Raw genomic sequence first — 26,447 nt, forward strand, 5'->3', positions numbered from 1 at the left:
TTGGCGCGAGCGGCGGCGTCCATTCCGCGAACGGGGCTTCGCGGTCGCGTCCCGGCAAGGTACGGCACGGCTTCATGACAGCGAATATTCTGAAAGCCCCTGTTTCCTTGAAACATCTATGCTTCTGGGTCTGCGCCTGTTTGTTTCTGTGCGGACACGCCTTCGCATCGGACGCACAGGTCTGCCCGGCCGACATTGCCGACCAGCCGCCGCAGACTTGGTCCGGCCCGGACTGCATCACGCAATGGCCCGGCGCCGTCGATCCTACAGACCGGCTTGTCTGGATTCGTTTCGATCTGAACGCCCCGTATACGAACGCGCCTCTCGGCTTGCATATCGGCGGCCGGTTTTCGTCGCGCATCTGGATCAATGGCCGGGAAATCGGCCGGAACGGTCTGCCGGGACCGGACAATCTGTCGGAAGCGCCGGGATTGATCGATGCCGTGCTGGCCGTTCCTCCGGACCTTGTAAGACCCGGGCCCAACGAAATCATCATGCTGGCCTCGGCCCATCATGCATATCTCGACCTCTACCGCCCCTTCCAGCACATCGCCTTTCGTCCCATCGATCCGACAAACCGGGAGCTGGCCGTCGCGGTCGCGCCTGTCATGGTCGCACTCGGATTGTTTCTAGCCGGTCTGGTCTATTTCGGGGGGCTGGCGGCCTTGCATTCGCCCCGGGGCGACGCCCTTCTTCTATGCGGGCTGTGCGGGCTGGCGAGCGGCCAGCTCTTGGCCGAGATGACGCGTCCGCTCTGGTCCTATCCCTATCCCCTGCACGATCTGCGCTTGTTGGCGATCGCAGGATTCTCCGCAGGGTTCGGGTGGCTGAGCTGCCTTTACGTCACGCGGCGGCAACGTCCCGGTTGGCTCCTGCCAGTCATGGCCGCAGCAACGCTGATCAGCATCGCCGCCTTGTGGCTGGAGCCCGGCTTCGACGGCAAATCCTCATCCGCGATGCTCGGACCGCTTGTTTGCGCCCTGCTGGTCAGTGTCTGGGCGGTCTGGCGGCCCGTCGGATCCGGAGACGGCGGCGATGAGCGTGTCAGAGCCACTATGAACGCCAGCGCGCTGACGGCGTTCGTTCTCGCCAATCTGGCGGCACCCGAACTGTTCCTCGATGCGGTCTTCTTCTATCTCGTCGCGGCTTTTCTGCTGGTTCTGTTGGCCGAGCAGGTCGGAACCCGTGCGCGCGAACGGTCGGAGCGTCTGCGCGAAACCGCCAGAGCGGACCGGCTCCAGACCCTCATCGATCGATTGGAGCCCGGTAGCGCCGCGCCGCCTTTGGTGATCCGCAGCGCCGGCAAGATCGAACAGATTCCGGTCGGCGAAATCACCGCGATAAAGGGCGCGGACGGCTATGCCGAAATTCGCCTCGACGACGGCCGGACCGTCCTGCACACCAAGACGCTCAATGCATTGGAAGCCGAACTCCCGGCCAGCTTCCTCAGGGTGCACCGGTCCCATATCGTGAACACGGCGCGGGTCGGCGCCCTGGACCGCGATGCATCGGGGACGGGCTCGCTATTGCTCCAGAACGGCGAGCGCATACCCGTCAGCCGGCGCATCCTGCCCCGCGTCCGCCAAGCGCTGGGCTAGGGACTGCGTCGGGACCGGATGAGGTCCCGTCCCGACAAACCTTCATTGCAGGACATGTTTGGGCGATTTGGGGCGCATCGGCCGAGAAACCGTCCTGTTACGCATTGTCGCAACCATTTGCACCGTCTAGCATTGCCTTGCATTAATCCTCCACCTGCCCGGGACAATATCCAATGGCCGACATGTTCTCCCCCGATCTGTTCACCCTCAGCTCGCTATTCACGCTTGGGGCGCTGATCCTCCTGCAAGCCATCTTGGGCTTCGACAATCTGCTCTACATCGTCATCGAATCCAACAAGGTCGGCGATCCGGTCGCGGCAAGGAAAGTGCGCAATTGGGGGATCGGGATCGCCGTGGCGCTGCGGATCGTTCTGTTGTTCGTCATCGTTTCGCTATTCGGTTTGCTGGCCGAACCGCTCTTCGCTCTGTCCACGGGCATCATCGAAGGCGAATTCACCTTGCAGGCGATCGTCACGGTCCTGGGCGGGGGTTTCATCATCTACACCGCGATGAAGGAAATCCACCACCTGTTGCAAGTCGATCATATCGAGCATTCCGAAGGGTCGGGCGCGCGCTCGATCTGGGGGGCGGTCGCGCTGATCGTGGCGATGAACCTCGTCTTTTCATTCGACTCCATCCTGTCGGCCATGGCCATCGCCAACATCCAGACCGCCGTGATCGTGGATGCGGCAGGCGCGACATTGCAGGCCTTCGCGGCGGGCGACGTGGCGGAATGCAAGCGCTTCCTGATCAACAATCCAGTCGCGGGCGCGGTGACGTGCGAGCCCGTCAAAACCTATCAGGTGCCGCTCATGGTGATCGCCATCGTGGCGTCGGGCATCGCCATGATCCTGCTGGCCGACCGGGTCACGAACTTCCTGAAGAAGAACCGCATGTACCAGGTGCTGGGCCTGTTCATCCTGTTCCTTGTCGGCGTGTTACTCGTGACCGAAGGCGCGCATCTGGCGCATCTGAAACTGTTCGGCTACGAGCTGCAGGCGATGAGCAAATCGAGCTTCTACCTCGTTATCGGGGTGCTGGTCATCACGGACATCATCTCCAACCGCTACCAGAAGCGTCTTTGGGCGCAGAAGCAGGCGGAGATGATGGGCGAGGATAGCGAGATGGCCGCCATCGCCGCCGTCGACAATTACAAAGGCCGCAAGGGCAAGAAGGCCAAGGATGCGCCCTACGTTCCAGGCGCGTAGCGGTCCGTGACGACCGCTGGCTGCGCGGACCCGGAGAGGTCCCGCGCGGACCGCTTGGATGCGCGGAATTCCGCCCAACGAAAAAGCCGCCCCGTCGAGGGCGGCTTTATTTTTTCCAGCGCGGTAAGAGCCTCTAGTTCAACCCCTGCTCCTTTGCGCGGCGCATCATCTCGTCGCGGAACATGCCGGCGAAGTCCGGCATGTCGAGCATGATCGGCATGTGGCCGCCGTCCTGGGTCATGTCGGCCAGGATCTTGCGCGCATAGGGGAAGAGGATGCGCGGGCATTCGATCATCATCAGCGGCTGGATCTGCTCCACGCCGACATTCTTGATGCCGAACAGTCCGGCATAGTCCAGCTCGGCGATGAAGATGGTCTGGTCGCCGCGCACCGCCTGCGCCTTGATCAGGATGCTGATCTCGACCGTGTCGTTCTCGCCGATCTCGCGGCCGATGCGCAGGTCGATATTGACCTCGGGCGCGGGCTGGCCACTGCGCAATGAGTCCGGCGCGTTCGGGTTTTCGAAGCTCATGTCGCGCGTATATTGCGCCAGCACGCTCAACATCGGCTCGCCGGCGGGTTCGCCTGCCGGCTCAGTCGCGGGGGCGGCCTGACCGTCTCCGGCTTGTCCGTCTCCGGCTTGCCCGTCCCCGGCTGTGTCCGCGGCGCCGTCATCGACGGAAATGTTCAGGCTGTTCTCGTCGATGGTTTCGCCGTTCTTGTCGGCGTCCGGTTTTTTGGGTTTCTTCGCCATGATGGCCTCTTGGGGATGGATTCGGGAATGGGGTGATCGAGGTTCGCGCGCCCGCTATCACGGCCCCGGCCCGTGTTGCAACGCCGAGCATGCGACTGCGATGCCGGAAATGCCGCCTTTCAAAAGGTGGGGCGACCCTTATATAAGCCTATATGTTCGAAGTCGTCCTCTACGCCGCCATCGCCGCCATTATCTGCGTGGCTTTCTACTCCGTGCTCGGCAAATCCGTCGGCCGCGGACCGGAGGATGCCTTCAAGCCCGACGAAGTGTTCGGCGGACGGTCGGGCGAACCGGACCGCGATGCCGGGCCTGCCTTCGCCGGCGCGGATGATGCGGAAGACGAGACCGGCCTGTCCGCGATCGCGCGGGCCGAACCGGACTTCTCTCCGGCGCGCTTCATCGACGGCGCCAAGACGGCCTATTCCATGATCTTGGAAGCGTTCGCATCCGGCGACCGCGACACGCTGCGCGATCTGCTGACGGACGAGGTCTATGCGGTCTATGACGGCGCTATCGCAGAGCGCGAAGCCCTGTCCTTGATCCAGGTCACCGATCTGGGCCGCCTGCGCACCAGCCAGATCAAGTCCGCCCGGATCGAGGACGGCATCGCCTATATCCGCGTGCTGTACGAGGCCGATATCGCTTCCGCCCTGCGCGATGCGAGCGGAGAGCTGGTGGACGGCGATCCGGACATACTGGCCTCGATTTCCGAGTTCTGGACGTTCGAACGGCCTGTCGGCTCCAGCGATCCGGCGTGGCGCCTGTCGGAGGTCGAACCGTCGGAAGGGGACGCCCTGCCTGCGGACCCCACGCCCGACACGACCGGCACGTCCGGCGAAACGGACTAGGCTTCCCATGTTTCGTGTCTGCGCGCTTCTTTTCTTCGCGCTATGCCTGTCCGCCTGCGCGACCACGCCGGGCGACGAACCGGCTCCCGTCACGTCGCGCACACCGGACCGAACGCTCCCCTTCCCCGGCGATATCGTCGATGTGCCCGTCGCCGGCATCGGCGCGGCCATGGGGCCGATCGCGCCCGAACCCGACCTCGACCGACCCGATCCTTTCGACGGCTTGAGCGGCTGGGCGAATGCGGACCTGCAACCGGCGCTGCATGCCTTCCGTCGCAGCTGTGCCGTTTTCGCCAAACGGGCGGACGCCCGCGCCCTGATCAAGGCCAAACCCGCCTACGGCACCTATGCCGACTGGGCGTCGGTCTGCGACGCGGCGGACCATGCCACCCACGCCCGGCCTTTCTTCGAAAGCCTGTTCACGCCGGCATCCCTGTCTGCGGAAACCGGCCTGCTGACAGGGTATTACGAACCGGAAGTCGAGGTGCGCACCGAACCGGACAGCGTCCATTCCGAACCGATCCTCACCCTGCCCGGCAATCCGGCGACGCGCAAACTGCCGCGTGCCCGGCTGAATGCGCGCAGCGCGCCTGTCATCGCCTATGGCCGTCCCATCGAAGTCTTCTTCCTGCACATCCAGGGATCAGGGCGGCTTCACTTTCCCGACGGCCGCACCACCCGGGTCGGCTATGCGGGCAATAACGGCAAACCCTACACATCCATCGGGCGCGTCCTGATCGAGCGGGGGGAACTGACGCGCGACAACTCCGGCAAGCGCAATATCGAAGCCTGGATGGATGCGGCCGGGCCGGACGCGACCCGCGCGCTGATGAACGAGAATCGGCGTTACATCTTTTTCGCCGAACGCGATATCGAAGCGGGCGAAGGCCCCATCGGCGCGATGCAGGTTCCGCTGACCGCCATGGGGTCGGTCGCGGTCGATCCGGCCCACAAGCCCTACGGCGTTCCGGTCTGGCTCGACACGCGCCTGCCGCGCCATGCCCGCGACTATAAGGGGGCGGTCACCAGCCTTCTGGTCGTGACGCAGGATACGGGCAGCGCCATCAAGGGCGATCTGCGCGGCGATCTGTTTTTCGGCGCCGGGTCCGACGCTGGCGCGAAAGCGGGCGTCATGAAGCACCGCGTCCGCTGGACGGTGCTATTGCCGCATGGACTAGCCACGCGCCTGCAAGAGCCGCAGGCGTGAGCCGCCGCCTGGACGAGACCGAACGGCTCGTCTGGAACCGCGTGGCCCGCACCGTCCGTCCACGCCGCCGTCCGCACGGCAAAGGCGCGGCCAAGCCCGAACCCAGTGCCACGCGCGATGATTTCGCCGCCATGATGCGCTTGCCGCCTTTGCGCATGATATCGACGCCCGCCCCCAACGGGCCCGTTCCGCGCAATGCCGACAAATCCGTCCGCAAGGGCCGCGTCGAGATCGACAGGCGGCTGGACCTGCACGGCCTGACACGGTCCGAAGCGCGCCGTACGCTCTCCACCGCCCTGTTCCGCAGCGCCAAGCGCGGCGAGCGCTGCCTGCTCGTCATCACGGGAAAAGGACCGGACGGGGCGGGCGTGTTGCGCACCAGTCTTCGAGAATGGCTGCGCGCGCCCGACCTGTGGCCGCTCGTCGCAACCTATGCCCAGGCCCATGCGCGCCACGGCGGATCAGGGGCTTGGTACGTTTTCCTGCGGGCTTGAACCGGTCACTGATCGCACGCAAAAGAAGGCATGACAAAACAGACCCTGCTCTTCGCATCCCTTTTCGTTCTCGCCGCCTGCGCCCCGGCAACCCAGGCACCGGTCCCCGATCCGGTCATCGAAGCACCGCAGGCGACGGCCCAAGTTGAAGGAAACCCCCAGCCGACCGGGCTGACGGACACGACATTGCCCGAAGCGGTCGCCGCTTTGGCGTCGGGCGGAACGACCTCGGTCGCACTCACGCAGGCCTATCTCGACCGGATCGATGCGGTGGACCGCGACGGACCGCGCCTGCAATCGGTCCTGTCGCTCAATCCGGACGCCCTATCGCAGGCGCAAGACTCTGACGACCGCCGCGCCGCAGGTGAGCCGCTCGGTCCGCTGGACGGGGTGCCGGTTCTTCTAAAGGACAATATCGAGACGCGCGATCCGGTCGCTACGACGGCCGGCGCTTACGCGCTGGAAGACAATGTGACCGGCCGGGACAGCCCGTTGGTCGCGGGCCTGCGGACCCAGGGGGCGGTCATCCTCGGCAAGACCAATCTCAGCCAGTGGGCCAACTTCCGCTCCAACGATTCCGTATCCGGCTGGTCGGCCATTGGCGGCCAGGTGCGCAACCCGCATATGCTGGACCGCAGCCCGTGCGGCAGCTCGTCGGGCTCCGGCGCGGCCATTGCGGCTTCGCTCGCGGCCGGAGCGGTCGGCACGGAAACCAACGGCTCGATCATTTGCCCGTCCAATGTCAACGGCATCGTCGGCTTCAAGCCGACGGTCGGCGTCATCAGCCAGCAATATATCGTCCCGATCAGCAGCACGCAGGACACGGCCGGGCCGATGACCAAGACGGTGCGCGGCGCGGCCATGATGATGGACGCCATGGCGACGGACGGGTCCTCGGGCTATCTCGACGCACTCGACGCGGACAGCCTGCAAGGCGCGCGCATCGGCGTGCTGCGTTTCGCCCAAGGGGCCAGCGCGGATGTGCGAGAGACTTTCCAGCGCGGGCTCGACGCAATGGAAGCGGCCGGAGCGGAGCTGGTCGAAATCGAGGATTTCGAACTGGAAGCCGAGAATTACGGAGCGGACTCCCTGAATGTATTGGAAACCGAATTCCGGGCGACCCTCAACGAATATCTGTCCGACAGTCCGGCCGAGATCCCCGTGCGGTCCCTGTCGGACTTGCGCGCTTTCAATACGGCCGACGCGCGCGAAACGGCCGTGTTCGACCAGAGCCTGTTCGACAGTTCGGACGAACGACCAGGGCTGGACGACGACACCTATCTCGCCGCCAAGGCGAACGTGCAGCGCGCGACGGGCGAACGCGGCATCGACCGGCTGATGGCGGAAAACGACGTCGTCGCCCTGGTCAGCCCGTCGGGGCCGATGTCCTCGCGCGTCGATCCGGTCAATGGCGACACCTGGCCGGCCTGGGCCGGGGCGGGCTACATGGCCGCCGTGGCGGGCTATCCGCACGTCACCGTGCCCATGGGGGCCGTCCACGGCGTACCGCTGGGCTTCTCCATCATGGGCGGCGCGGGCGACGACAAGGCTATCCTGTCCTACGGCCACGCGCTGGAGCAGGCCACGCAGGCGCGCGTCGAGCCGGGCTATCTTCGCGATGCCTACGACGTGCCGGAACTGAAGGCGGCGCTGGAACCCCGCCGCTAGGGTTTCACGAAAGGCGCAAACGCAGCGCGGAGCCGCGCCAGCTTCGGATCGACATGGGCGCGGCAGAAAGGCCGCGTTGGATCGGTCGCGTAATAGTCGCGAAACCTCGCCTCGGAAGGTTTGAACGCCCGCAGAGGCAGGATCTGCGTGACAAGCGGCGCGTCGAAATCCGCCTGCAGGCCAGTCAGGATGGCGCGAATCTCGACAGCCCTTTCATCTTCGACATAGACGGCGCTGCGGTACTTGCCGCGCATGGAATGCGCGCTGGTACTGGCATGGGTGCGCAGATGGACGTCCGTCAGGACGGAAAGCGGGATGACACTAGGGGGTCAAAGGCGATCCGCACGGCTTCGGACCAGGCGTCATCAGGCGGGTCGGAGCGGATGAAGCCTTGCTCGACACGAACCATGCCGCGCAAGGACTGGAACACGGCCTCCGTGCACCAGTGACAGCCGCCACCGAACCCGATCGTGCGGGTCGCGCTATCTAGTTCGCGTTCAATACCGCGTCGATAACGCGCCAGTCGACGATCTTGAAGTTCTGTTTCTTGCGCGGCTCGGACGGGGATGTGTCGTCCATATCGTCCTGCACGACGAGAAAGCCTTGCGGGAAGCGCGCCGTCGGCATGGAGGTGGCGGCGATACCGTCCGTCGTGGAGACGCCGTCGACGGCGCCGGCCGTGATGGCGAAGCGTCCCGCAAAGGCATGGTCGGGCAGAGAGAAGGCAGCGTAGCTATCATTGCCTTGCGAAGAGACCAGCAGATAGCCGCCGTCGCCGCCGTCCTCATAGACCGTCACGCCTTCCAGGTCGGCGAGCATGCCGTAATCCCCGGCTTTCGCGATAAGGGTCGGCGCGTCATTGCCCGGCGCAGCCGGGTAACGGTAAAGGTCGCCTTCTTCCTGCGCCAGATAGAGCGATCCCATCCGGTCGTCGAAGACGCAGCCTTCGGTCTGGATCTCGGTGGACAGTTCGCGCACTTTCTCCGCGATGATCTCGTTTGCGTCCGTGCCGATGACGAACTGTTCGTACCGTCCGGACTTGGTGGTCACACCAGCATGGAAATGCCCATCTGCGGCCTGTCCCAGACAGATGCCGTAAGGCGACAGCGTGCCGGTTTCGATGCGGCCGCCTTCGGGTTGGAAGAAACGGTCCGCGGACGGGTCGTAGAGCATCGTCTCGATCACGTTGATCTCGTCATTGCTCATGACCAGCAACACATGTTCGCGACCGTCGAAGAGGAAGCCGCTGCGCAGATCGACATTGTTGACCATGCCGACCGGTTTGTAGTCGCGCTGCGTGCCGTCCAGATTGTAGATGTAAAGGCCCGACTGCTTGTCGGTCCCGGCGATGAACCCGGCACCGTCCGCCCCGATCCAGATCGCTGGATCGTCGGCGCTGTCGCCTTCGCTGGCCATGACGGGCGTCTCGAAGGCGGCCGCGACGAAGGCGGCCGGGTACTGGTCTTGCGTCGGGGAGACGGCCGGCGTCGTGGCGCAGGCCGTCAGCAGAACCGCGCCGGAAAGAAGGGTCGAAGGTCGCACGGGTCTCTCCTAATAGGTGTAGCGCAGGCCGAACACATAGGTCCGCCCGAACTCGTCATATTGCGACAGGCGGCGTTCGCTGCCGAAGTAATAATATTCCGGCGCGTCCGTCAGGTTCTTGCCTTCGACATAAAGCTGGAGGCTGTCATTGACCCGGTACTTGGCCGACGCTTCGAGCAGCCAGCGCCCATCCGTGTAGCGGTCCAGTGCGCCGAATTCCGCATCGCCCGGACCGCCTTCGCTGATCAGCTCGTCCAGGAAGTCGCCGCGATAGTTCAGCGACGCCCGCAAATCCCACGGCCCCTTGTCATAGGCGAGAGCGGCGTTGAACACGGTGTCGGACTGTTTGAGGAAAGGAACGGTGCGGATGTCGTCGCCGTCCGGAATTTCGCTTTCCGAGTCGGTCAGCGTCAGGTTCGCCGTCAGCAGGAAACCGTCCAGCGCTTCGATGAAGCTCGCCAGATCCTGCACGACGTTGAATTCGACGCCGTAGATGTCAGCGGACCCCGTATTGATCGCTACGGTCAGCTCTTCCAGCTCGGCCAGTTGCTCGGCCGTGAAATAGGAGATGTCGATATTGGCGGGGACGTCATCGGCGTCGAACACCGCGTCGAAGATCGGGTCCTCGATGCGCTTGTAGAAGGCGCCGACGCTATAGACCGACACGTCGTTGGGATAGAATTCCAGGGCGAGGTCGAAATTGTCCGCACTGTAGGGATCGAGATCCGGATTGCCGATCTGGGCATCCTCGAAATCGTCCGAGAAGCGCGCGAACGGCGCCATCTGGCCGAAGGAGGGCCGCACCACGGCCTTGTAGTAGGCCGCGCGGCCCAGCAGCCGATCGCTGAAGTCGTAGCGCAGGTTCACGCTGGGCAGAACGTCGGTGTAGCTCTGGTCGAAGGTCAGCACGGTCACGGTGGAAGGATCGGACCCTTCCACGAAATTGTTGCCGACCATGTCGACTTCGGTGTGTTCCACCCGGGCGCCGGCGATGATCGTGGCTGAGCCCAGATCGAACGTGCCCATCGCATATCCGGCGAAAACGGACTCGTCGATCGTGAAGTCCTCGGCCAGGCTCTCGAAATTCGTGTCGCCCGTATTGAGCTCCAGAAGACCGTTGGGGTTGGCGCGCAACGCCGCCGTCAGGTCGGGATCGGGGAACGCGGGCATCGCGTTGGGCAATCGCCATCCGTCGATCAGCCGTTCATTCGTGAAAGCGGACAGGTTCAACGCATCGTTTTCCTGGAAGGTCAGATTGGCGTCGCGGACCTTTTCCCGGTCGCGGAACTTCAGGCCGCCTTTCCATTCGACGGGCGTGTCGCCCCACAGGCTGTCGCGCGCGACGTTGATCTTGCCGCTATATTCGGTGTCCTTGTTGACGGTGAATTCGCGCTCGAACGTATCGAGGAGATAGTTGGCCGGATCGTAGATCGCCGCCAACGTAGCGCCGCCGGACAGGACGGGCGTTTCCGGGTTGGACGTATCGAAGGCGACGGTGCCGGGAAACCTGTCCTGGATGTTTTCGAACCGGAAGGTCGCGTCGTGATTGTCGCTATCGTCTTCCTCGGCGAAGGCATAGGCGACCTCGTAATCGATTGCCCAGGGCCCGGTCAGGGTCTCGCCGCCCAGCGCGTAGGTCTCGATGCGGCGGATTTCTTCGCGCTGGCGCACTTCGACATCGACTTCGTTCAGCGGAACGGAAGAGGTGGTCGCGCTCGTCGCCGCGCCGTCGTCCAGATCCTTCAGTTCGAACTTGTTGCGGACCTCGTCGTCGCTGTAGCGGTTGTAGAGCGTGCGCAGATAGAGGCGGGTGGAATCGGACGCTTCGAAATCGATGTTCGCGACCAGGCCGATGCGCTCCCGGTCGATATCGTACCAGCGCTGCTCGTAATCGTCATTGAGGAAAAAGTCGGTGCCGCCTTCCGTACCCCAACCGCCGGACTCGTTGTTGTGGCTCTCAATGTCGAGGTCCTGGTAGTTGCCGGAAATCGCGATTCCGAGACGGTCGTTGAAGACATTGGAATAGGTCAGCGTGGCCTTGGGGGAGACGACATCGGTGATGTCGTTATAGCGGCCTTCCAGCTTGGCGCGCAGGAACTGTCCGCGGCGGTCGAATGCGCTGATCGTCTTCAGATTGATCACTCCGCCCAGGCTGTCGCCGTCCACGTCTGGCGTCAGCGATTTCTGCACCTCGATCCCGTCCAGCAGGTCGGACGGCACCCCGTCCAGCAGAACGCCGCGCCGGTCTTCGGGAGACGGGGTGCGCACGCCGTTGATCGAGGCGCTGATCAGGTCGGTGTTGATGCCCCGGATGGAGACGTAGCGGCCTTCGCCCTGATCGGTCTCGATCGACAGGCCGACGACGCGCGATAGCGAATCCGCGACCGTCGTGTCGGGAAAATAGCCCAACCCGTCGGAGTCGATGACGTTGATGATGGAATTGGACGCCCTCTGCTGGTTCAGCGCGTTGGCCTGTGCGGCGCGCGTGCCGACGACGATGACGTTGTCCTCATACCGGACATTGTCGCCGATCAGGAAGTCGAGCGACGCGCCCGAGGCCGGTATGGTGATCGTCTGCGTCTGAGGCAATGTGCCCAGATAGGTGACCGTCACATCGTAGGTGCCGGGTTGGAGGTTGGACAGGCGGTAGCGGCCGAACCGGTCGGTCGTCGCGCTGCGGCCCGTCTCGTCGAGCGTGACGACGGCCCCTTCGAACGGCGCTTGCCCGGTCACGTCCGTGACTTGGCCGGACAGGATTTGTGCGTGGGCGATGCCGGGTGCGGCCAGGCCGAGCGCAGCCACTGACGCGGTGGCCAGGCAGAAACGGGTCAGACAGAATGAACGGGTTGGGCGGGCCGGCATGGAAATCCCCTTCGCAGCCGTGAAAGATCGGCCGCCCATGTGCGCGATATGTTTCAGACCCATGACGGCTTTCCGTCACATCCGTGAAGTTTGGATGTCGGTTCGATGTCAAGGGACACGCAAAAGTCGCAACCCGCCCAGTCCGGATATTTCCACCCGCGATCCGTGCAGGCGATGCGCTTTATGTCCAGTAGAGGATCGCCCCGTCCGGCAGGTCCCGCGCGATCCGGCCTTCGAACCAGGCCTTCATTTCGCGCATGACCTCTTTGGTGTAGACGAACTTCCGCCCGCCGAACTTGTTGCGCTTCTCCGAACGCACGGCCGGGTCCATCTCCAGATCGGTTCCGGGATACCAGGACAGCAGGACTTCGCGCGAACCCGGCGTGAAACGATGGGTAATGAGCTCGACGGTCAGGTCCGCGTCACCGGGCAAGGCCGCGCCCGCCTCGCGGATCAGCGCACCGTAGCTGTCCTGCCAGCCGTCCAGGGGCATGATCGGCGCGATGGTCAGCCCGACGGGATAACCCGCCCGCGCCATCCGCCCCATGGCGGCCAGCCGGTCGGCGAGCTTCGCCGTCCCGCCCTCGAACCGCCGGGTGATGTCCTCCGCATTGACGGAAAAGCGCACCCGCGTCCGGCCGTTGTGCGGCAGGTCCAGCAGGTCGTCCACGCGCGCATATTTGGTCGTGAACCGCAGGCCTGCTTCGAACTGCCGCCCGAAATAGGCGATCGCCCGCTCCAGCCCGCCGGTCAGATGCTCGATGCCCAACGGGTCGGTATAGCAGCTCGCCTCGAACGTCGTGCCCTCATGGGCACGCGCTTGCGACTTCGACGTGATCTTGCCCTTCCCGATGAAGCTCGGGACTTGCGCGAAGATCTCGTCCAGATTGGCATAGGCCCGCGTGATCGGCGGCCCCGACAGCGACCCGGCCAGATAGCAATACTGGCAATGGGCCGGACAGCCCCGCGCGAGGTCCAGGCGGAAATCGGCGGATGGCGGGATCGGCTGGAACTTCAGCGCGGACGGCGGCGCGTTGACGATGGCGATCGACGACTTCCCATTCCGATACGTCTCCCGCTCGCTCTCGCCCTTTAGGCCCCGCACCGCATTGTCCGACAGCTCCACGATCTCCGCGCCCAGCTCTGCCCCAACGTGGCGGGCGCGATCGGCGACAGCGGAGTCGCGGGCGGACTTGGCGATGAACACCCGGCGCGGCCACCAGAGTTTGAGGTGGGCGGACGGGCGTGGCTCGGGCGGCGCGGTTTCCTCGGCGTGCGTGGGCGCGATGTGCGGGGCAGCGGTGGGGGCGGAGAAGTCGAGCGCGTCGGTCATGGGAGGGAAACGCGTCGAACAAAGTTTTGGTCCAGTCTCAACGGGTGCCAATGGGTCGCAGGGCGGCGCGCGCAGCGAAGCGAGCACGGCGTTCTGCGACCCCCGCGTCAGCGTGCGAGCGGCAGCAAAAGCCTGCCTGACATAACAAGTGAAATTCCGGTGTGGCCGACTATGCCACAACCGTCAGCTTCACCCCCAGCGCCTCGATCACCTTGAACAGGCTGTCACTCCTCGGCGCGCTTTTTCCGTCCAGCAAGTCATACAGCCCCGACCGCGAAATGCCTGTTTTCTGCGCCATGTCCGTCATGCCGACAGCGCGGGACGCGATGCCGACGGCGCGCGCGAAATGTTTCATGTCGCCGCCTTCGAGCGCGGCCGCCAGGAATTCGGCCACGGCTTCGGGCGTGTCGAGATTGCGGGCCGGGTCGTAGTCGTGGAACGTGACGGCGGACTCGTGGACCTGATCGACCATGGGCTTATCCTCCTTGCCAGTTTTCGAGAGCGGCGATAGCGACGGCCTTGTCGATATCGCGCGCCTGCGTTCGTTTCGTGCCGCCCGCGAGAAGGATGACGAGATCCCCGTTCTCGCGTCGTGTGTAATATACCCGGTAGCCAGGCCCGAAGTGGATGCGCAGTTCGGAAACGCCGCCTCCGACCGATTTGTGGTCGCCGGGGTTTCCGGCCTGCAACCTGAGGATCCGATCATCGATCCGAGCGGCCGCACGCCGGTCTTTCATCGTGCCGATCCACGCTTGGAAAGTGGAAGACGCGATCAGCCTCGGCATCATGGAAACTTATGTTTGTAGTGCCGGTCTGTCAATCTATCCTGACAGTCTACAAAATGAACTTCGACAAATCCTGATCCTTCGCCAACTCGCCCACCGTATCGCGCACATGCTCTGCGTCGATCCGCACTGTTTCTCCTTCCCGGTCGGTCGCCGTGAAACTGATCTCGTCGAGCAGCCGTTCCATCACCGTGTGCAGCCGCCGCGCGCCGATGTTTTCCACGCTATCGTTCACCATCGCGCTGATCCTGGCGATCTCGGCGATGGCGTCGTCCGTGAAGTCGAGGGTCACGCCCTCGGTCGCCATCAGGGCCGTGTATTGCTTGATCAGGGACGCTTCCGGCTCGGTCAGGATGCGCACGAAGTCTTCTTCCGTCAGGGCGCGGAGTTCGACGCGGATGGGCAGGCGGCCCTGCAGTTCCGGCAACAGGTCGGACGGTTTGGCGACGTGGAACGCGCCGGAGCTGATGAACAGGATGTGGTCCGTCTTCACGGGGCCGTATTTGGTGGAGACGGTCGTGCCTTCGATCAGGGGCAGCAGGTCGCGCTGCACGCCCTCGCGGGACACGTCGCCGCCGCGGCGGTCGCTCTGGGCGGTGATCTTGTCGATCTCGTCGAGGAAGACGATGCCGTCTTCCTGGGCCAGCTCCACGGCCTCGCGCTTGACGCTGTCATCGTCGACCAGCTTGTCGGCTTCCTCTGACAGCAGCGGCGCGTAGGCGTCGCGCACCTTGAGCGTGACCGTCTTGGTCTTGCCCATCTTGCCGAACATGGCCGACAGGTCGATCATGCCCATGCCGCCGCCCGGCTGGCCCGGAATCTCCATGCTTTGAAAGGGCGAAGCCGTATCGGCGAGATCCAGTTCGACTTCCGTGTCGTCCAACTCGCCCGCGCGCAGGCGCCGCCGGAACGCTTCGCGCGTGCCGTCGCGCGCATTGTCGCCCGCCAGTGCGTCGATGATCCGGTCTTCGGCGGCGCTTTCGGCCTGCGCGGTAACGAGGCCGCGCTTTTCCTCGCGCAGCAAGGTCACGGCGGCCTCGACCAGATCGCGGATGATCTGTTCCACGTCGCGGCCGACATAGCCCACTTCGGTGAACTTGGTCGCTTCCACCTTGAGAAACGGCGCGCGGGCGAGCTTGGCGAGGCGGCGGCTGATCTCCGTCTTGCCCACGCCGGTCGGGCCGATCATCAGGATGTTCTTGGGCGTGACTTCCGCGCGCAAGCCATCGTCCAGCTGCTTGCGCCGCCAGCGATTGCGCAGCGCGATGGCGACCGCGCGTTTGGCGTCGGACTGCGCAACGATGTGACGGTCCAATTCGGAGACGATTTCGCGCGGTGTGAAGGCGGAGGAAGCGGCCTGGGATGCCGAAGCGTGGGTATCTGTCATCCTGACTAGATAGGCTCCGGCCCCGAAGGTTCAACAGAGCGCATCCGGATGACATGCCAATCTAGGCGCAGCCACCCGCTGACGGAAGGAACGGCCGCGGCCCGTAGGACTTGCCAAACCGCGCGACGAAGGGCTGGCGCGGCACCTCGCGCAGAACTTTTAACCGAAGCGGATGGCGATGCGCGGCGGGTGGCGTTAAGAGCCGCCCATGAGCCCCCTTCCCCCCTTGTCCGGCCTGATCGCCCCCGGTTTCGAATCCGTCCGCGACGCCGTCATCGAGAATTTCGCCGATGGGGACGAACTGGGCTGTCAGGTCGCGATTTTCCGCCGCGGCGACCCGGTCGTTGATCTCTGCGCCGGCTGGTCGGACCGCGCCCGCAAGACGGAGGTCGCACCCGAAACGCTGTTCTCCGTCTATTCCTCTGGCAAGGCCATGGCGGCGCTCGTCATCGCCCATCTGGTCGAGCAGGGGCGGCTCGACTATGACCGGCCGGTCGCCGACATCTGGCCGGAATTCGCCGCGCACGGCAAGGCGGCTCTGACGCTGGCCCAGATGATGAGCCACCAGTCGGGCCTGGTCGGGATCACCGATCCGGACTTCCAGCCGGAAGATTGGATCGATTTCGACAAGGTCGTCGCCATTCTGGAGGATCAGGAACCGCTGTTCGAACCGGGCAGCCAGAGCGGCTACCACCCCGTCACTTTCGGTTTCCTGGCGGGCGAGGTCGCACGCCGCGCCGATCCGCAAAGCCGCCGCCTGGGTCGCATCCTGGCCGAGGATCTCGCCGAGCCCGCCAATGGCGGTGCAGGCGCGGACGTCCATATCGGCATCGACCCGGCGGACAATGCCCGCGTCGCGCAGCTGGTCAAGCCGCGCGCCATGGCCGATCTGGGTCCGCTGACCGACGCCAAACGCGTCGCCTTTTTGAAGCCCTGGTCGTCGCCCGCGCGCGTCAGCGGCGATGTCTGGCGCGAAGCCGAACTGGCCGGATCCAATTGCCAGGCCACGGCGGCCGGTATCGGCGCCCTGATGGAAGCCTTCGCGACCGGGTCGGCCGGGGGCCGCAAGGTGCTGAGCGAGGATGTGCGCGCGGCCGCCACGATCTCGCGGACCAGAGGGCCGAACGCGGTCCTGCCCTTCACCATCGACTTCGCCGCCGGGGTGATGCGCAACGCGCCCAACTTCGCCTATGGCCCGCACCCCGGCACGCTCGGCCATTCAGGCTGGGGCGGATCGGCCGTGTTCGCCGATCCGGACACCGGCCTGCACGGCGCCTATGTCATGAACCGGCAGCGCGAATATCTGATGGGCGACCCGCGCGCCAACCGCGTCATCGCGGCGGCCTTCGACGCGCTGGACGAGAAGGCGGAGAGCTGAGCCATGGATATGGATGAACGCCTGAAACTGTTCTGGGAGGTCGGGGCGGCGATGATCGCCAGCACGCCGCACGCGACCGAACTGGGCATCCAGTTCGTGGCCGTCGGAGAGGGGCAGGCGACCCTGTCCCTGCCCTATTCGTCGGGATTGGTCGGCGATGCGAAGACCCGCGTGCTGCATGGCGGAGCCGTCACGACCCTGCTCGACCAGGCCTGCGGCCTGGCGGCCTTCACCGGGTTTGACACGATGGGCGCGCTGGCGACCCTGTCCTTGCGCATCGACTACCAGCGCGCGGCCAAGCCGGACCAGACCATCATCGGGACGGCCGAATGCTACAAGACGACCACCCATGTCGCCTTCCTGCGCGCACTCGCCCATGACGGCGACGAGTCTGATCCGGTCGCGACCGCGCAGGCCACCTTCATGAGCACGGGGCCGCGCCTGTCCTTCGAAGACGCGATCAAGGCGCGGATGGAGCGGGCCAAACGGTCTAAAGCGGGGACGCGGGCGCCATGAACAACACGACCCCCGCCTCTGGCCATCCAAAACGCGATGCGATCCGCGACATCCGCGAGCGACTGCACAATATCCCCTACGCTGCCACGCTCGGCATCGAGCCGCATTTCATGGGCGAGGAATTCACGCTCGTCCTGCCTTTCCGGCAAAGCAATATCGGCAATGCGTCCCTGCCCGCCCTGCATGGCGGCGGGATCGGCGGCTTCATGGAAGTCTGCGCCATCGCGCAGCTGATCCTGAACAATCCGGGGCGCGACCTGCCGCGGCCGATCGGCATCAGCATCGACTATCTGCGCCGCGGCAAGCCGGTCGACACCTACGCCCGGGCGCAAGTGTTCAAACAAGGCTCGCGCGTCGCCAATGTTCGCGTGCGCGCCTGGCAGGACAGGTTCGAAACGCCGATCGCCGCGCTGAGCGGGCATTTCCTGCTGGGCCGCGAGACGGGCTGAGCCCGCCTGCCAGGTGTGCCTGCTGGAATCGGGCCATGAAAAAACCCCGGCGCGGCGGCCGGGGTCAGTCGTTCGAGATGCATGCCGAACCTAGGCGGCGGCCTGTTCGTCGGCGGCGCGTCGCAGTGTCATGTTCACCAGGCGCTGCCAATTGGACAGCGAAATCAGGTGGGCGTGGACCACGGCGAGGATGCCCCGATCGGCGAGGCTCTTCGTATCCTCGGCGGACAGGCCGCGCAGCTTTTCTTCGGAAATCGCGAAATAGTCGGCGATCTTCTGTTTTTCCGCCGGGCTGCCGTCGGCGTTCTGGCCCTGGAAATGCATGTCCTTGGGTTCGAACAGGTCATGGCGCTTCAATTCGTCGACCATGGCGATCGTGGCCTGACGGTCGCGTTCGAAGCTTTGCAGGAACTCGAACGCTTCCTTGGTGAAGCCGGACGCATCGTCGCCGTCGAAGAACTTCTGAGCCGGCGTCTTGTCGGTCACGCAAGTCGCGCTTTCGTCCACGCAGACCACGAAACGGTCATTGGCCTGGTCGCCGGCCAGCACGAAGGGATAGCGGCGAGCGAAGGCGGGCATGTAGAAGTCGGTGTTGAACTGGCCGTCCGCCACGAACAGGTTTTCCTGCGTGCGGATGCCCATCACGGCCAGCGGGGAGCGTTCCTCGCCGGCGAAGATGATCGGATAGCTGGCGGCGGCCGATCCGAATTCGTTGGCGGTCAGCGGCACGAAATGGGATTTGGACATGAAGTCGAACGGCTTGTCCACCGGTGAGACGCCGTAGTCCTTGTGCTGTTCGCGGTTCAACGGAACCGGTTTTTCGTAGAACATGACGTTTCCGGTCACGCTGGCTTGCTGTTTTTCGGCCATGATGCCTCTCGGTTTGGATGGAATGTCTCGGACGGAGACGGCACGGAAGTTCGCTTGCGGCGCCTGTCCCCGTCGATCGGCGCCGCCCCCTGATCGGTCAAGGGGATCGGTGAAAGGCCGCGCCTTAGCCGATGCCCTGCCCGCCATCAACTGCGCTTTTCAGGATCGGGGGGCCGAACGGGATCACGCTTACGATTTGCCAACGATGCGTCCATCGCCTATCTGGAAGGCATGGACGCAATGACGACACAAGCGCGTTTGGCCACGGCCCGGCAGGTCTGCGAGACGGCCGGCGAACGGTTCACGCCCCTGCGCGAGCATGTGCTGGAACTGGTCATCGAGGATGGCGGGGCCGTCAAGGCCTACGATCTGCTCGACCGGCTGAAGCCCGAACGCGGCAGTCCCAAGCCGCCGACCATCTACCGCGCGCTCGATTTCCTGTCCAAGCTGGGCCTCGTCCACCGCGTCGAAGCGCTGAACGCCTTCGTTGCCTGCGACCACAGCCATGAGGGAGACCTGGCCGAATTCTTCATCTGCGAACGCTGCAGCCAGGTCGAGGAACGACATGCCCACGACCATGCGGACTGCAAGCCCGACGGCTTTCACATCGACCGTAGCGTGATCGAACATTACGGCACCTGCGCCGATTGCCGGAAGGTGGCGTAGGGCCGGTCATGTTCACCCAGACCTGGGCCGGGGACTGCTCCGCATGGGAGTGCGACGAGCTCGGCCATCTCAACATGTCCTTCTATCTGGACAAGTTCGAACAGGCTCGCATGGGTCTGTTCGTCCGGCTGGGCCTGACCCATGCCTTCCGCCCGGACGCCCATTCCACCGTGCGGTCGCGCGACATCCACATCAAATATCTGTCCGAGGCCCGGCCCGGCAGCCCCTTGCGCATCGAAAGCGCGCTGATCGCCCTGCACGACGAGACCGCCGAAGTCGGCCATGTCATGTATCACCGCGACGGTCGCATGGCGGCCAGTTTGCGCGAAATCGTCGAGCATGTTTACGTTCCCGACGACCGGACCTTCGCCTGGCCGTCGCGCCTGCGGGGCCGCGCCGACGCGCACACGGACCAGATGCCCGCGCCCGCCCGCGCCCGCAACCTGTCGCTGGACTGGGACTTGCCCGTGCCGACCGCGCCCGAGCTGGAGGCTTTCGGCGCGCCCGACATCGGCGGCGGCATCTTCCTGGACAGGGACACGATGCCCGCCGGACACGTGCCGTTCTCCCAGCTCTTCCGCCGCATCACCACGACACTGGGATGGTTCGACAAAGGCTGGCCCGAATTCGCGGATCCGGACTACATGGCGGGCGGCGGCTCCGCCGTGGTGCTGGAGATCCGCGTCCACATGCCGACCTTGTTGCGCGCGGGCGACCTCTATCACCTGCGACCCGCCGTCGTGTCCGCCGATAGTTATACGCGCACCATCATGCACAATGTGTTGAACACGGTCACGGGACAGTGCGTCGCCGCCGGTTATGCCTCCGGTGCACTGTTCGATCTCAACGCGCGCAAGCTGACCAAGGCCAGCCCGGCGCAGGTCGACACGCTGATGGACGCGGCCCTGCCGTCCCTCGCCCCGCTATCCGCACGCTAGCGCGCCCGCTCGAGCACACCGCGCAGCACATCTGTGGCAAAGCGTGTGTCCTGCAGCGGGAAGAGGTGCGTCAGGTCGTCCCGGTAGTCCACGGCGATCCCCGGTTGGCGCCGTCCCAGGGCCGCGCGCTGACTTTTCGTGCTGACCGCGCCGTGCGCGCCCGCGAAAACGATACGGCTATTGTCCGGCAATAGCGGCACGCGCCGGAACAGGTCATGCGCCTGCGCCACGAAGATCGCCTGCTCCCACGACGGATCGCAAGCAAGCCGCAGGCGCCCGTCGCGAGTCGGCAGAAGTCCGCCTTCCAGATAGTCGCGCAACACCGCATCCGGAACGCCGCGAAAGGCGCCGCGGTCCTGGTAACGCGCGAACGCCGCGTCCAGGCTCTCGAAGACGGCGCGGCGCTGCCCCGCTTGGCGCGCGATCGGCAGGCGGCGTTTCATCATCGCCCGGCCCGCCTTGGAGCGCGCGACCTGCCGGGCCACCCACGGCACCAGCACCGGGTCGAACCCGACATAGCCGGACACTTGGCCACGGATCTGCGGCAGGGACAGGAGCGCGCTGACCGCCCCGTAGGAATGGCCTGCCAGCACGACAGGCCGGTCCGCGACCGCGTCGAACACGGCCGCGATGTCGTCGGCGAAGACCTGCCAGCCGTCCAGCGCGTCCGCGTCCGTCGGCAGGTTTGTGCGCCCGTGCCCGCGCAGGTCCAGCGCCAGGATATGCCCGTCCGTATCGTCGAGCAGCGGCTCCAGCACGGCGCGGTAGCTTTGCGCGTTGAACCCGTTGGCATGACAGAAGATGAGTCGCAGCGGCGTCTTCGCCTCGCCGAAGCGCAAGGCCGACAACGTGCCGTCCGGCAGGTCGATGGAAAGGCGATTCACGGCGTTCCCCGTCGCCGGGATAGAACCAGTCTTTTGCCGCTCCGGCTCATGACAAGATCGCCAGCCTGGGTCCGTTCCAGGGCCACATCGTTGGGCAGCAACTCGAACAGGATCGACGGCGGATCGACCGAAACGATCTCGCCGGTCGCAATTTCTTGCATCAGAACGCATCCTCCGCGCCTGATCGGGGCCGATCCGGATATGAGTTCGCCCGCATCGGAAATGGACAGAGGGCCGCTCCGGAACGGACATCCGGCGAAGCGCAGGCCCTCCCGCTCGATTTCCACCGGCGGCAGGGTCGCGTCCGGATAGACGGCCTGCCGCCCGTCGAATCCCATCTTCACGTACCAGTCTCCCTCGATGCTGGAAAACCGCCGGGGCGCCTGACGCCGCCGTGCCGCCTCTTCCGGTTCCAATATGAGATCGGGTCCCGTTCCCGTCAGGCGCAAGCGCCCATCGGCGAGGCGCACGACCTTGAAGGGATCGACCAGAAGGGCAGCCAGCGCATCCTCGCGGCGATGGATGCGTTCATCCCCGCATCCTGCGGTCGTGACAAGGAGATCCTCGGTTTCCAAGACCAGGCCCTCCTCGAAATGGAAGAGGATCGGGCCTTCCATCGCATTGCATCCGATATGGGCGACGATGTGACGATTGCCGATATTGAGAGACTGGCTTGGACCCCAAACGCCGGCTGACGTCTTCGCCCGGTAGGATCCGAACCGCACGATGCGGTACTCGCCGACGATCTCCGTCAGGGTTGTCGGCTGCACGGCTGCGGGCTCCGACCGATGCGTCGCACAGGCCCCCGACAGACCCGCCAGCACAATGAGCGCTGTCATTCCTATCTGCCTCATCGTCCTTTCGCCTCCGGCGTCAGTGCCCGCAATCCCTTGGCCGCCAGCCGCGCCGTTTCCGCGATCCGTTTCGCGCGCGTGTCCGCCCGCTTGGCTTGCTTGATCCATTCCAGGACGGCGCGCCGGTTGGAGCGGGGAAAGGCGTCGAACGTCTCGCGCGCCCCGGCGGCATCCAGCGCCTCGGCCAGGTCGTCCGGCACGAGGCCGGCTTCCACGTCGTCGAGGAAGGTCCACATGCCGTTGGCCTTGGCCGCCGCAATCAGGGCGCGGCCGCGCGCGGTCATTAGTCCGGAGGCGTCCGCCTTGGCCACCGCGCGCTTGTTGACCGCCGACCAGGCGCTTTTCGGATTGCGCGGACTGATGCGCAACAGCGAGCTGACATCGTCATATTTGCGCACCGAGCTGTCCACCCAGCCATGGCAGAGCAGTTCCTGGACGATCTCGCCCATCTCGATGTAGCGGTCCTGGCCCTTATGGTAGCGCCGCATCCAGAGCCCGTCCGCACGGTCGCCATTCTCCAGCAGCCAGGCGCGCAGGGCGGCGCGGCCCTCCACGTCCAGCTCCGGCATTTCGTCAGCCAACCTTCAGATCCATGTCGTCCTCGATCGCCTGTCTGAGCACGGGCAGCAGCGTCTGGTGGCCGCGCGGTTTGTTGATGGCGAAGGCGTGCAGGCTGATGCCCTTGAAGAACGCGACCGCCTTCGCCAAGGCCGCGTCCACATCGTCCACCGCCTCGTCAAGATAGCCGACCTGGACGGCCTCATCGGGCGTGAACATCTCGCCATTGATGAAGGCGCGGGAGAAATGGCGCTGCGACAGGCGGGGGCGGGCCAGCTCGCGCCCGAAATTGTGCATGGGAAGCCCCTTGGCCGTTTCCGGCAGGCCGACCTGGAAAGCGCCGCCGGAATGGCTGGAGCGCCCGATGCGGTAGTCGGCGGCCAGGAATAGGAAGGCGCCCAGCGCCACGATGTGTCCGTCGCCCGCGCAGATGACGGGTTTGCGCGTCTCCATCATGCGCACGGCGAATTCGGATCCGCGCCGAACCAGATCGACGGCCGTCTGCCCACCCAGCATCAATTCCTTCAGATTGTAGCCGGCCGAGAAGATGCCGTCGCGCCCGCGCAGCACGATAATCTTCGCGTCCGCGTCGGCGCGGTCCAACGCGTCGCCCACCGCGTCGAACATGGCGTTGGAGAAGGCGTTCGCCTTGCCGTCGTCCAGACGGATCAAAGCGACATCGTCGGTCAGTTCGTAGGTCAACAGGTCGGTCATTCGGGGTCCGTTATCGTCAAGGTCGTCGCCATTTCGTTGGCGAAGGCGTGTTCGCCCTGCGCGCGCGTCGCGTCAATGATACGTTTGCGCATGGCGAGGGGCTTGTCGGCGCTCATCTTGCGAAACGCCGTCAGCCGGTCTATCTCCAGCCGGAAGGCAATGATGCCGTGTGTGAGCGCCGCGACATAGTCCGGCGCGTCCGAGACCGACCACCCATCCCTGCCCTCGTAAGCCTGCGCCATCTCGTCCAGATGCGGACGTACCGCCGCGTCCGGCAAGGCGCGCAGCGTGCCGCGCGCTTGGACCGAGGCGTAGTTCCAGGTCGGCACGGCCCGCGCCGGATCGTCATGGAGCGTGGCCGAGACGTAGGCGTGCGGTCCGGAAAACACGGCCAGCGCCGCCCGGCCGTCCAACCCTGCGCCATTGTCTGCCGCACAGATCGGGTTGGCGCGCGTCAGATGGCCGTAGAGCGCCCCGCGCGGGCCTTCGTGGCGGAACAAAAGCGGCAGATGCGACGCCGCCAATCCGTCCGCCACCAGCAGGGCGAACCCGTGTTCGGCCATGATGCGACGCGCGAAGGCCGTATCGTCGTCGGTGTAATGGGGCGGTGGATAGGGCATGAGGCCAGGTTACAGGATGGGCGGGAGGGCGGATAGGGGCGGCATGCCAAGGTGCCGGTTCGGTTCGGGCGCGGTTTCCGCACACCGATTTCCGGGTCCGGATTCCGTCCAATCCTGTGTCGCGGGCGTCGCTTCCCAGCGTCTGGTCGGCGTTCGGCGATGACGATCCCGGAAAAAAAGTATCCACACGTCCGGACGCATATCAGGAAAATAGTCCTTTTCTTTTATGTTCACTTAATGTTCTATAAGGGCGCTGCCGGAATTGGGCCCGGCGCACCAATACTGGACGACCTTGGACGGACACTGTGCGCAAGCCCGATACGATCGAACATCTCTATCTCGATTTCGACAGCTTCTTTGCGAGCTGCGAGCAGCAGCGCCGCCCGGAGCTGCGCGGCCGCCCCGTGGGCATCACGCCGACGACCGGCGACGACGGCATGGGATCCGGCGGCGTTATCGCCGCCTCGCGCGAAGCCAAGGCCGCCGGCATGCGCAGCGTGCTGAGCCAGCGCGACGCGCTAAGGATCTGCCCCGACATGGCCTTCGTCCCGCAGGATCCGGCCTATTACCGCGAAATGCACCATTGCGCGCAGGCGTCGATCAAGCGGATATTGCCGATCGAGAAAGTCATGTCCATCGACGAGCTGTCCTGCCGTCTGGGGCCGGAGCATATCCGCGACCCGCTGGGATGCGCCACCCGCATCAAGGCGGAACTGGCGGCCGGGATCGGGCCGTTCATCACGGCCTCGATCGGGTTTGCGGCCAACGGCCATCTCGCCAAGATGGCCTGCAAGGAGGACAAGCCGGACGGAGCGACCGTCTGGCGGCCCGAAGACCTGCCGGACGCGATGACGCACATTCCGCTGACCGGCATTCCGGGAATCGGCGAGGGAATGGAAAGACGCCTGTCGCAGGCCGGCATCACAGACATGGCGGACCTGCTCGGCACGTCGCCCAAACAGCTCCGGCGGATCTGGGGCAGTGTGGCGGGCGAGCGCTTCTGGCAGGCGATCCAGGGCTACGAGGTCATCACCCAGAAGTCCAAGCGCGGCATGATCGGACACGGCCGTGTCCTGCCTGCGACATGGCGGGGCCTGAGCGAGCCCTATGGCTGCGCGCGCATGTTGCTGACCAAGGCGGCGCGGCGGCTGCGGCGCGAAGGTTTCGTCGCCAACACGCTCTATGTCAGCCTGAAGATCCGCCTGCGGCCGGGCGCGGAACCCCGGGGCTGGGCGGACACGACCGACCTGCACGGCGCCCATGACGACCGCACCTGCCTGAAGGGGCTGGACCGGATCTGGCAGCCGCTGGCGGAAAAGGCCGCGAACGTGCCGTTCATCAACATCGCCCACATCATGGTCAGCTTTTCCGGGCTGGAGCGGGCGGAAGACCGGCAATATGATTTCTGGACGTCGCGCGATCCGGAACGCCGACGGTGGGAACGCGTCACCGAGATCATCGATCATGTGAATCTGGCGGCCAACCGTTCCATGATCACGGTAGGCCCCTGGACGCCGCCACCGGGCGGCAATGCCGGCGGCAAGATCGCCTTCACCCGCGTGCCCGAAGCCGAGGATTTCTGGGAAGACGCCCCGCGCCGGGCGGAACCGGCATGAGCTGGAAAACCGCCCTGCAGCTCTCGGACCTGAGCCCGCCCGAACGCATCGAGATGATCTGCAGCGGCTGCGGCCATGTGACCAAGATCCATCCGGGCGACCCGATGATCGGCCTTTACGGTCATCTCTACCTGGACGAGCTCGAATCCCGCGCCCGCTGCCGCCGCGCAGCGCTCAAGGGCACGGCGGGGGGATGCGGAACGACGATGCGCCTGCTGCTCTGCAGCGACGGAGAGGCCCACGCCTTTCAGGCTGGGATCGCATAGTCACATGCCCCCTCCAGGTTTGCGTCCCGCGTGCGGGTCTAAGCCGCGCGAAGCGCGGCGTCGCAAACCTTGTTCCGCAGGAACACGCGTCCCAAAGGACGCGAAGGGAACGCCGCGCCGCAAGCCCGGACGGCGGCTTGCCCAGCCATTTCCCCACCCCCTCATCCCGGGCTCGACCCGGGATCCATCTCCCAACGGTTCCGCCCATCCCAGCGGTCCCGTGATGGACCCCGGATCAAGTCCGGGGTGAGGTCCAGAGGAGAGGTCGTCCCCGACATTCGTGGCCGGGGACGTCAGAGGATAGCGGTCAGGCCAGCCACAGGCGGCCCTTTCCCGACGCCCATCCTCGTTTATTGCACAAACCTTCCGCGTCTTCGCCCGCGCCAACCCCTTGTTCTGCGTGGTGTCCTCTCCCGCCCATCCGAAAGAATC

At 65.2% G+C, this 26,447-nt stretch carries 28 protein-coding genes; 13 read left to right on the plus strand and 15 right to left on the minus strand.

The features are described from left to right. Positions 1-74 precede the first annotated feature (74 nt). Positions 75-1,598, plus strand: a complete 1,524-nt coding sequence (locus tag Q0718_RS11775; RefSeq protein ID WP_298918088.1) for a LytTR family transcriptional regulator DNA-binding domain-containing protein — start codon at positions 75-77, stop codon at positions 1,596-1,598. Between the two features lie 173 nt (positions 1,599-1,771). Then, entirely contained in the window at positions 1,772-2,806 is a 1,035-nt protein-coding gene (locus Q0718_RS11780; protein ID WP_298918091.1) for a tellurium resistance protein TerC, read from the plus strand. A gap of 133 nt (positions 2,807-2,939) precedes the next feature. On the opposite strand, the gene secB is transcribed toward Q0718_RS11780, so the two are convergent. Continuing rightward, a complete protein-coding gene (gene secB, locus Q0718_RS11785; protein ID WP_298918094.1) occupies positions 2,940-3,560 on the minus strand; it encodes a protein-export chaperone SecB in 621 nt (206 codons plus the stop codon). Between the two features lie 152 nt (positions 3,561-3,712). On the opposite strand from secB, the gene Q0718_RS11790 reads away from it, so the two are divergent. From Q0718_RS11790 to Q0718_RS11805, 4 genes are read left to right on the plus strand one after another with little or no spacing between them, the layout of a single operon-like run. Further along, entirely contained in the window at positions 3,713-4,408 is a 696-nt protein-coding gene (locus tag Q0718_RS11790; protein ID WP_298918096.1) for a Tim44/TimA family putative adaptor protein, read from the plus strand. A gap of 7 nt (positions 4,409-4,415) precedes the next feature. Continuing rightward, positions 4,416-5,615, plus strand: coding sequence for an MltA domain-containing protein (locus Q0718_RS11795; RefSeq protein WP_298918099.1), 1,200 nt, complete (start codon positions 4,416-4,418; stop codon positions 5,613-5,615). Beyond that, positions 5,612-6,109, plus strand: a complete 498-nt coding sequence (locus Q0718_RS11800; protein WP_298918102.1) for a Smr/MutS family protein — start codon at positions 5,612-5,614, stop codon at positions 6,107-6,109. Before Q0718_RS11795 ends, Q0718_RS11800 begins: the two co-directional genes overlap by 4 nt. A gap of 30 nt (positions 6,110-6,139) precedes the next feature. Next, positions 6,140-7,777, plus strand: a complete 1,638-nt coding sequence (locus Q0718_RS11805; RefSeq protein ID WP_298918104.1) for an amidase — start codon at positions 6,140-6,142, stop codon at positions 7,775-7,777. Here the strand turns inward: Q0718_RS11805 and Q0718_RS11810 are convergent. The 8 genes from Q0718_RS11810 to hslU form a co-directional block, all read right to left on the minus strand. Continuing rightward, entirely contained in the window at positions 7,774-8,094 is a 321-nt protein-coding gene (locus Q0718_RS11810; RefSeq protein ID WP_298918163.1) for a peptide-methionine (S)-S-oxide reductase, read from the minus strand. The genes Q0718_RS11805 and Q0718_RS11810 overlap by 4 nt on opposite strands. Beyond that, on the minus strand, positions 8,076-8,207 hold the full coding sequence (locus Q0718_RS13740; RefSeq protein WP_366523884.1) for a hypothetical protein: 132 nt from the start codon (positions 8,205-8,207) through the stop codon (positions 8,076-8,078). Before Q0718_RS13740 ends, Q0718_RS11810 begins: the two co-directional genes overlap by 19 nt. A gap of 56 nt (positions 8,208-8,263) precedes the next feature. Continuing rightward, complete coding sequence (locus Q0718_RS11815) at positions 8,264-9,319, minus strand: phytase (RefSeq protein ID WP_298918107.1); 1,056 nt, start codon at positions 9,317-9,319, stop codon at positions 8,264-8,266. Between the two features lie 9 nt (positions 9,320-9,328). Next, entirely contained in the window at positions 9,329-12,181 is a 2,853-nt protein-coding gene (locus tag Q0718_RS11820) for a TonB-dependent receptor (protein ID WP_298918110.1), read from the minus strand. Between the two features lie 181 nt (positions 12,182-12,362). Continuing rightward, entirely contained in the window at positions 12,363-13,514 is a 1,152-nt protein-coding gene (locus Q0718_RS11825) for a radical SAM protein (protein WP_298918113.1), read from the minus strand. A gap of 169 nt (positions 13,515-13,683) precedes the next feature. Beyond that, a complete protein-coding gene (locus Q0718_RS11830; RefSeq protein ID WP_298918116.1) occupies positions 13,684-13,986 on the minus strand; it encodes an addiction module antidote protein in 303 nt (100 codons plus the stop codon). A gap of 4 nt (positions 13,987-13,990) precedes the next feature. Beyond that, a complete protein-coding gene (locus Q0718_RS11835) occupies positions 13,991-14,299 on the minus strand; it encodes a type II toxin-antitoxin system RelE/ParE family toxin (RefSeq protein WP_366523885.1) in 309 nt (102 codons plus the stop codon). A 49-nt stretch (positions 14,300-14,348) separates the two neighbouring features. Next, positions 14,349-15,686: an ATP-dependent protease ATPase subunit HslU gene (gene hslU / locus Q0718_RS11840; protein WP_298918121.1), complete on the minus strand. Its 1,338-nt coding sequence runs from the start codon at positions 15,684-15,686 to the stop codon at positions 14,349-14,351. A gap of 208 nt (positions 15,687-15,894) precedes the next feature. On the opposite strand from hslU, the gene Q0718_RS11845 reads away from it, so the two are divergent. From Q0718_RS11845 to Q0718_RS11855, 3 genes are read left to right on the plus strand one after another with little or no spacing between them, the layout of a single operon-like run. Beyond that, the gene (locus Q0718_RS11845) at positions 15,895-17,064 is read left to right on the plus strand and encodes a serine hydrolase domain-containing protein (RefSeq protein WP_298918124.1); all 1,170 of its coding nucleotides are present in this window, start codon (positions 15,895-15,897) and stop codon (positions 17,062-17,064) included. 3 nt (positions 17,065-17,067) lie between these two features. Next, on the plus strand, positions 17,068-17,580 hold the full coding sequence (locus Q0718_RS11850) for a PaaI family thioesterase (RefSeq protein ID WP_298918126.1): 513 nt from the start codon (positions 17,068-17,070) through the stop codon (positions 17,578-17,580). Next, positions 17,577-18,029: a PaaI family thioesterase gene (locus Q0718_RS11855; RefSeq protein WP_298918129.1), complete on the plus strand. Its 453-nt coding sequence runs from the start codon at positions 17,577-17,579 to the stop codon at positions 18,027-18,029. Before Q0718_RS11850 ends, Q0718_RS11855 begins: the two co-directional genes overlap by 4 nt. A gap of 90 nt (positions 18,030-18,119) precedes the next feature. Here Q0718_RS11855 and Q0718_RS11860 read toward each other — a convergent pair whose 3' ends face one another. Continuing rightward, positions 18,120-18,899 (minus strand): SapC family protein, encoded by a 780-nt coding sequence (locus Q0718_RS11860; protein WP_298918132.1) that lies wholly within the window; start codon positions 18,897-18,899, stop codon positions 18,120-18,122. Positions 18,900-19,139: 240 nt separating this feature from the next. Here Q0718_RS11860 and Q0718_RS11865 point away from each other — a divergent pair, with 240 nt between their 5' ends. Both Q0718_RS11865 and Q0718_RS11870 read left to right on the plus strand, forming a co-directional pair. Then, the gene (locus tag Q0718_RS11865) at positions 19,140-19,565 is read left to right on the plus strand and encodes a transcriptional repressor (protein ID WP_298918135.1); all 426 of its coding nucleotides are present in this window, start codon (positions 19,140-19,142) and stop codon (positions 19,563-19,565) included. 8 nt (positions 19,566-19,573) lie between these two features. Further along, entirely contained in the window at positions 19,574-20,503 is a 930-nt protein-coding gene (locus tag Q0718_RS11870; protein ID WP_298918138.1) for an acyl-ACP thioesterase, read from the plus strand. Here Q0718_RS11870 and Q0718_RS11875 read toward each other — a convergent pair. The 5 genes from Q0718_RS11875 to Q0718_RS11895 are packed head-to-tail and all read right to left on the minus strand — an operon-like array spanning position 20,500 to position 24,133. Further along, a complete protein-coding gene (locus Q0718_RS11875) occupies positions 20,500-21,387 on the minus strand; it encodes an alpha/beta hydrolase (protein ID WP_298918140.1) in 888 nt (295 codons plus the stop codon). The genes Q0718_RS11870 and Q0718_RS11875 overlap by 4 nt on opposite strands. Further along, complete coding sequence (locus Q0718_RS11880) at positions 21,384-22,226, minus strand: hypothetical protein (RefSeq protein ID WP_298918142.1); 843 nt, start codon at positions 22,224-22,226, stop codon at positions 21,384-21,386. The genes Q0718_RS11875 and Q0718_RS11880 overlap by 4 nt, the downstream gene beginning before the upstream one ends. A gap of 11 nt (positions 22,227-22,237) precedes the next feature. Then, positions 22,238-22,822 (minus strand): YdeI/OmpD-associated family protein, encoded by a 585-nt coding sequence (locus Q0718_RS11885; protein ID WP_298918145.1) that lies wholly within the window; start codon positions 22,820-22,822, stop codon positions 22,238-22,240. After that, positions 22,815-23,513 (minus strand): crotonase/enoyl-CoA hydratase family protein, encoded by a 699-nt coding sequence (locus Q0718_RS11890; protein ID WP_298918148.1) that lies wholly within the window; start codon positions 23,511-23,513, stop codon positions 22,815-22,817. Before Q0718_RS11890 ends, Q0718_RS11885 begins: the two co-directional genes overlap by 8 nt. Further along, positions 23,510-24,133, minus strand: a complete 624-nt coding sequence (locus Q0718_RS11895) for an FMN-binding negative transcriptional regulator (RefSeq protein ID WP_298918151.1) — start codon at positions 24,131-24,133, stop codon at positions 23,510-23,512. The genes Q0718_RS11890 and Q0718_RS11895 overlap by 4 nt, the downstream gene beginning before the upstream one ends. A 305-nt stretch (positions 24,134-24,438) precedes the next feature. Here Q0718_RS11895 and Q0718_RS11900 point away from each other — a divergent pair, with 305 nt between their 5' ends. Continuing rightward, a complete protein-coding gene (locus Q0718_RS11900) occupies positions 24,439-25,749 on the plus strand; it encodes a type VI secretion protein ImpB (RefSeq protein WP_298918154.1) in 1,311 nt (436 codons plus the stop codon). Beyond that, positions 25,746-26,015: a hypothetical protein gene (locus Q0718_RS11905; RefSeq protein ID WP_298918157.1), complete on the plus strand. Its 270-nt coding sequence runs from the start codon at positions 25,746-25,748 to the stop codon at positions 26,013-26,015. The genes Q0718_RS11900 and Q0718_RS11905 overlap by 4 nt, the downstream gene beginning before the upstream one ends. Positions 26,016-26,447 lie beyond the last annotated feature (432 nt).

It is taken from the genome of uncultured Algimonas sp., from assembly GCF_947498175.1.
GTDB lineage: Bacteria > Pseudomonadota > Alphaproteobacteria > Caulobacterales > Maricaulaceae > Litorimonas.